Here is a 7,183-nt window from a genome sequence, read left to right as displayed (position 1 = left end):
CGGAGGAAGTGGGCGCGGCGGAGGCCGGGGCACGGACGCTGGTGGGGTGTGGCCGGACGCTGGCGGAACAGCGACTGGCCATCGTGGACCCGGAGACGCTGGAGCGGCGGGCGCCTGGGCAGGTGGGTGAAATCTGGGTGTCCGGCCCGAGCGTGGCCCAGGGGTACTGGGGCCGCGAGGACGTGACGCGCGAGACGTTCCAGGCGCGAATCGCCGGTGACGCGTCGGGGCCATACCTGCGCACGGGGGACCTGGGTTTCCTGCGGCCGGACGGAGAGCTGTACGTCACGGGACGGCGCAAGGACCTGCTCATCCTGCGCGGGAGAAACCATTACCCGCAGGACTTGGAAGCAACGGTGGAGGCAGCACACCCGGCGCTGCGGCCAGGCGGTGGCGCGGTGTTCTCGGTGGAGGTGGCGGGCGAGGAGCGCGCGGTCGTCGTGCAGGAGGTTGACGTCCGGCGACTGGGAGACTTGCGGCAGAAGCTGGAGGTGGCGAACGCGGCAGTGGGTGCCATCCGTCAGCGGCTGGCGGAGTCACACGAGCTACAGGCGCACGCGGTGGTGCTGATTGAACCGGGCAGCCTGCCGAAGACGAGCAGCGGCAAGGTGCAGCGTCACGCGTGCCGTGCGGCGTTCCTGAACGGGACGTTGCAGGAGGTGATGGCGTGGCGGGCGGAGAGTCCTTCCTCCGTCACTCCCCTTCCCTCCGCTGTCGCGGCTACCGAGGTCTCGCGTAGTGCATCTGCGTTGGATTCGCACTCTGGCCAGGACGCTGAGGCGCTGGTGGGCTGGCTGCGCGACATCGTGGCCCGGCACGCGCGCATGCTCCGTGAGGACATCGACGTCGATGCTCCGGTGACGCGCTACGGATTGGACTCGCTGGGCGCGGTGGACCTGGCCCACGAAGTCGGCACGGGCATGGGCCTCACGGTGCCCATGGAATGGCTGCTCCAGGGCCCGAGCATCACGTCCCTGGCGCACCGGCTGGCGTCCCTCCGTGACACCGCCGGCTCCGCGCCTCGCCGCCGCGACCTGGGCGGGGACCGCGAGGCTTCGTCCTCACAAGCCCGGCTGTTCTTCCTGTCGAAGTACGCACCCGGAGACGTCTCCTACAACCTGCCCGCCGCCGTGCGCCTGGAGGGCTCGCTGGACGTGGCCGCGCTGGAGGGCAGCCTCGTGGCGCTCGCGGCCCGGCATGAAGGACTGCGGACCTCCTTCCGCGAGGCCCCGGGACAGCCCCGGCAGATCATCTCCGCGGACGCGTCCCTGCCGCTGGCCCGGGTGTCGCTGGAGTCCCTGCCCGCCGAAGCCCGCGAGGCCGAAGCGCTCCGACTGGCCCATGAAGAGGCCCGCCGCCCGTTCGACCTGGAACGCGGACCGCTGGTGCGCGCCACGCTGCTCACGCTGGATGCTCGGACCCACGTGCTGGTGCTCGTCATGCACCATGCCGTGTCGGACGCCACGTCCATGGCGGTGCTGGTGCGCGACGTCTCCGCCATCTACGCGGCGCTGCGCGAGGGCCGCCCATCCCCCCTGCCCGCCCTGCCCCTGGATTACGCCGACGCCGCCGACTGGCAGCGGGAGGCCCTGAGCGGCGCCGCGCTGGAGTCGCGGCTGGACTACTGGCGGACGCAGCTCTCCGGCGCTCCCCAGCTGTTGGAGCTGGCCACGGACCGGCCGCGTCCCGCCCGGCGTGGTTCGGCGGGGGCTCGGGTCCCCGTGGTGCTCGACGCGCGGCTCGCGGCCTCCGTCCGGACACTGGCCGAGCGCGAAGGCGTCACTCCGTTCATGGTCCTGCTCGCGGCCTTCCAGACCGTGCTCGCGCGCCGCGCGGGTCAGGACGACGTCAGCGTGGGCACGGCCATCGCGGGCCGTCAGCGCGCGGAGATCCAGGGGCTCGTGGGCCTCTTCGTCAACTCGCTGGTCCTGCGCACGCGGCTGTCGGGCGCCCCTTCGTTCCGGGAGCTGCTGGGCCGCGTGCGGGACACGGCGCTGGGTGCGTACGCGCACCAGGACGTGCCCTTCGAACGCGTGGTGGAGGCGCTCCGGCCTCCTCGCGAGCTGGGCTACACGCCGCTGTTCCAGGTGATGTTCAACCTGCAGGGCGCACGCGTGGACGCGCCCGTCCTTCCGGGCCTCCAGTCGCGGCTCCTGGACGTGCACACCGGCACGTCCATGTTCGACCTCACGCTGTCCCTGGCGGAGTCTCCCGAAGGCTTCGAGGGGTGGCTCGAGTACGCCACGGAGCTGTTCGACGCGGACACCGTGGCGCGGCTGGCCGGTCACTTCCTCGTGCTGCTGGAGGCCGCCATCGCGGCCCCGGACACGTCCATCCTCCAGCTCCCCTGGATGACGGCCGGCGAGCGCCACCAGGTGCTCACCGCGTGGAATGAGACGGCCCGCGCCTACCCTTCCGGCCGCACCCTCCCCGAGCAGTTCGCGCTCCAGGTCGCCCGGACTCCGGAGGCCATCGCCGTGGAGGACGGCGACGTCCGCCTGACGTACGCGCAGCTGGAGGCGCGGGCCAATCCGCTGGCGCACTTCCTGCGGGCGCGGGGCGTGGGCCCGGACGTTCCGGTGGCGGTGTGCATGGAGCGCTCCGTGGACTACGTGGTCTCGGTGCTCGCCGTCCTCAAGGCGGGCGGCGCGTACGTCCCGATGGACGCGTCGTATCCGGCGCAACGGCTGGCCTTCATGATGGAGGACGCCCGCCCCCGGATGCTGCTCACCACGCGCGCGCTGCGGGAGCGGCTGCGCGTGCCGGACGCGTTCCTGCCATGTCTCTTCGTGGATGCGCTGGCGCTCGAAGGCCAGCCCGTCACCGCGCCCGACATCAACGTGGGCCCGCGCAACCTGGCCTATGTCGTCTTCACGTCCGGCAGCTCCGGGCGCCCCAAGGGCGTGGCCGTTGAACAGCGCGGCGTGCTGCGCCTCGTGCACGCCGAGCCGTACTTCCGCCTCGGTACGCGCGAGACGGGCATGCTCTTCGCGCCGTTGTCCTTCGACGGCTCCGTGATGGAGCTGTGGACGATGCTGCTGCACGGCGGCCGGCTGGTGGTCTTCCCCGGTCACGTTCCGGCCGGAGACATGGACACGCTCGCGCGCGTGGTGGAGCGCCACGCGGTGAGCTTCGTCCACCTGCCGTCGGGCCTGTTCTCGCAGCTGGTGGAGCACCGGCCGGACATCCTCGGGCGGTTGCGCGAGCTGCACGTGGGAGGCGACGTCGTCTCCGCCTCACATGTGCGCCGGGCATTGGAGTCCCTGGGGCGGCCGGTCATCAACGCCTATGGCCCCAGTGAATGCTCGGTGGCCGCCGCGTGCTTCACGGTGGAGCGTCCGGAGCAGACGGGCGCGTCGGTGCCCATTGGCGGGCCCATCGCGAACACCACTGCGTACGTGCTGGACGCGCGGCTCCAGCCCGTGCCGGTGGGCGTGCCCGGGGAGTTGTTCCTGGGCGGCGACGGCGTGGCCCGGGGCTACGTGTCCCGGCCGGAGCTGACGGCCGAGCGCTTCGTGCCCGATGCCTTCGCCACGACGCCCGGCGCGCGGCTGTACCGCACGGGCGACCGGGTCCGCTGGCGCGCGGACGGGACGCTCGACTTCCTGGGCCGCACGGATCACCAGGTGAAGGTGCGCGGCTTCCGCATCGAGCTGGCGGAGGTGGAGTCCGCCCTGCGCGAGCTGCCCGAGGTGCACGAGGCCGCCGTGGTGGTGCGCGAGGACGTGCCCGGCGACAAGCGGCTCGTCGCCTACGCGATGCCGCGCGCCGGGCAGGTGCTGGAGCCCACGCGGCTGCGGGAGGCGCTGCGCCGCAAGCTTCCCGACTACATGGTGCCGTCGCTGTTCGTGGCGCTCCCCGCCCTGCCCTTGAATCCCAGCGGCAAGGTGGACCGCAAGGCCCTGCCCGCACCGGACTCGGAGGCCACCGGCCGGCGCGAGCGCTACGTGGCGCCTTCCTACCCGCTGGAGGAGCGGATCGCCTCCACGTGGGCCCGCGAGCTGGGGGCCGACCGGGTGGGCACGCAGGACCACCTGTTCAACGACCTGGGCGGCACGTCGCTGTCGGTGATGCGGCTCGCCTCGCGGCTCAAGGAGACGCTGGGCCGCGACGTGCCCGTGGTCTGGCTGTTCGAACACCCGACGGTGGAGTCGCTGGCCCAGCGGCTGGAGCAGGAGGCCCGGTCTCCGGGAGCACCCTCGCCCACCGCGACGGGCCACCGCCCTCGTGAGGCGTCGAAGGCGGGCACGTCCGGCTCCATCGCCATCATCGGCATGGCGGGCCAGTTCCCCGGGGCTCGGACGGTGGAGGCGTTCTGGCGCAACCTGCGTGAAGGCGTGGAGTCCATCTCGTGCTTCACACCGGAGGAGCTGGAGCACCTGCCCTCGCTGCCGGAAGGGTTCGAGCTCTGGTACCACCCGTCGTTCGTTCCGGCCGGCGGCGTCCTGGACGACGTGGACGCGTTCGACCACGCGTTCTTCGACATGTCGCTGCGCGAGGCGCAGTTCACGGATCCGCAGCAGCGGCTGTTCCTCCAGACAGCCTGGGCCGCGCTGGAGGACGCGGGCATCAATCCGGACCGCTACCCCGGTGCCATCTCGCTGTACGCGGGCGCCGCGGCCTCCGGATACGCGGAGGCCGTGCGGCAGGCCATGCCGCTGGACGCGGCGTCCTTCTTCGAGCTGAACGGCACCGCCACGCACGAGAGCCTGCCGACGAAGGCGTCCTTCAAGCTGGGGCTCACCGGTGAGAGCACGCTGCTCTACACCGCGTGCTCCACGGGCCTGGTCGCGGTGCACCTGGCCTGTCAGAGCCTGCGGGGCGGCCAGTCCGACGTGGCGCTCGCGGGGGCCACGCGGTTGTCGGTCCCGCAGCGCACGGGCTACGTGGCGCAGGAAGGACTCATCTTTTCCCCGGACGGTCACTGCCGTGCGTTCGACGCTCGGGCCCAGGGGACGCTGCCCGGCAATGGCGTGGGCGCGGTGGTGCTCAAGCGCCTGGAGGACGCCATCCGGGATGGGGATGACATCTATGCCGTCATCCGGGGCTCGGCGCTGAACAACGATGGCCGGAACAAGTCCGGCTTCACCGCGCCCAGCGTGCAGGGACAGGCGGCCGTGATTTCCCAGGCGCTGGCCAACGCGGGCGTGTCTCCGGAGGCCGTGGGCTACGTGGAGGCCCATGGCACCGCGACGCCGCTGGGGGACCCGATCGAAGTGGCGGCGCTGACGCGTGCGTATGGGCTGGGCTCGGAGCACCGGGGCCGCATCGCGCTGGCGTCGCTGAAGACGAACGTGGGCCACCTGGATACGGCCGCGGGCCTGGCGGGCCTGATGAAGGCCGCGCTGTCGCTGCACCACGGGGAGATTCCTCCCAGCCTCCACTTCGAGCGGCCCAATCCGCAGATCGACTTCGACGCGGGGCCGTTCTTCGTCAACACCACCTTGCGGTCGTGGCCTCGGAGCGAGACGCCTCGCTTCGCCGCGGTCAGCTCCTTCGGCATTGGTGGCACCAATGCCCACGCCATCCTCGAGGAAGCCCCCATGCGGCAGAGTGGTTCCACCACGCGGTCTCACCAGCTCGTCGTGCTGTCCGCGCGTTCGCCGGAGGCGCTGGAGGCAGCGGCGCGGCGGTTGGAGGCGAAGGGCGTTGCGGACTCGGCGATCGCGGACCTGGCGTTCACGCAGGCCGTGGGTCGCAAGGTCTTCGAGTACCGGCGCGCGATGGTGGTGAAGGACGCAGCGGACCTGGCGCGGCAGCTCCAGAAGCCGTCGGTGGCGGTGAAGGGGTTGAACAAGGCGCCGCGCGTGGCGTTCGTGTTCTCCGGTCAGGGAACGCAGCAGGTGGCCATGGGGCGTGAGCTGGCGGAGGCGTCGCCCCACTTCCGCGCGCACCTGGACGCGTGCCTCGCGCTGCTGGAGGCGCCGCTGCGGGCGCGCGTGTCGGGCCTGCTGTCGCCCTCGGCGGGTGCGGAGACCGAGGCCCAGGCGAGCCTCGCGGATACGCGCGTGGCGTTGCCCGCGCTGTTCAGCGTGCAGGTGGCGTTGGCTCGGATGTGGCGGGACCTGGGAGTGACGCCACACGCGGTGACGGGGCACAGCTTCGGCGAGTACGCGGCTGCGTGTGTCGCGGGCGCGCTGTCGCTGGAGGACGCGATGCGGCTCGCGGTGGTGCGCGGGGAGCTGATGCACCGCATGCCGCCGGGCGCGATGCTGGCGGTGGCCCTGCCCGTGGAGCGCGTGCAGCCGTTGCTGACGGACCGCTTGTCGGTGGCGGCGGTGAATGCTCTGGACCGCTGCGTGGTGTCCGGGCCGGTGGAGGACGTGGCGCGGCTGGAAGCGGAGCTGAAGGAGCAGCATCGGGCGGGCGTCGTGCGGATGCCCGCGCCGCATGCGTTCCATTCCGCGGATGTGGAGCCGCTGATGCCGGAGCTGGCGCGCGTGGTGGGCACGCTGCGCTGGTCGGAGCCCACGGTGCGCTACGTGTCCAGCCTCACGGGCGCGGTGGTGCGGCCGGGGCAGCTCGCGCAGCCGGATTACTGGACGGAGCAGATGCGCCAGCCGGTGCGCTTCACGCGCGCGGTGGAGGCGATCCAGGCGGAAGGCTGCTCGGTGTTGTTGGAGGTGGGGCCGGGACAGGACGTGACGCCCCTGGTGCGCGCGAACCTGGTCCGGGCCGAGGGCGGTCCTGCCGTCCTCGCGGTGGCGTCGTTGCGCCGGGGTGGGACGACGACGGAGCAGATGGGCTGGCTCCAGGCCGTGGGAGACCTGTGGGTCGCGGGTGTGGCCGTGGACTGGAGCGCGTTCTACGCGCACGAACAGCGCCTGCGGCTGCACCTGCCGACCTATGCGTTCCAGACGAAGCCGGTCTGGGTGCAGCCGAGAGCGCGCGCCGCGACGTCCCCGTTCGCGCCGCCCGCGGCGGTTCCCGTCCGGGCGCCCGCGGCTCCGGCAGCGCCCGCTGAACGTCTGCCCGACGTGTCGTCCGACCTGGCCCTGGTGACGGTCCGCGCCCCTCGGTCCGTGTCAGCGATGACGGCCTCGGCTCCGGCGCGCACGGCACGTCCGGACGCGGGAACGCTGCCGCACGAGGCGTCTTTGCCTCCAGGCACGGACACGGCCTTCGCCAGCGCGACCGCGAACACGGCCTCCGCATCTTCTCACGCGGCCCCGTCCCCTGCCCC

1 protein-coding gene is annotated in these 7,183 nt (G+C 72.4%); it reads left to right on the top strand.

Annotated elements, in window-relative coordinates; all coding sequences use genetic code 11:
• A partial coding sequence (locus D7X96_RS38060) for a non-ribosomal peptide synthetase/type I polyketide synthase (RefSeq protein WP_121771926.1) occupies nt 1-7,183 on the top strand: 7,183 nt, incomplete at both ends.

It is taken from the genome of Corallococcus interemptor (assembly GCF_003668875.1).
GTDB classification, from domain to species: Bacteria; Myxococcota; Myxococcia; order Myxococcales; family Myxococcaceae; genus Corallococcus; species Corallococcus interemptor.
The sequence above is the reverse complement of the archived record's forward strand: the minus strand, read 5'-3'. Positions and strand labels throughout refer to the sequence as shown.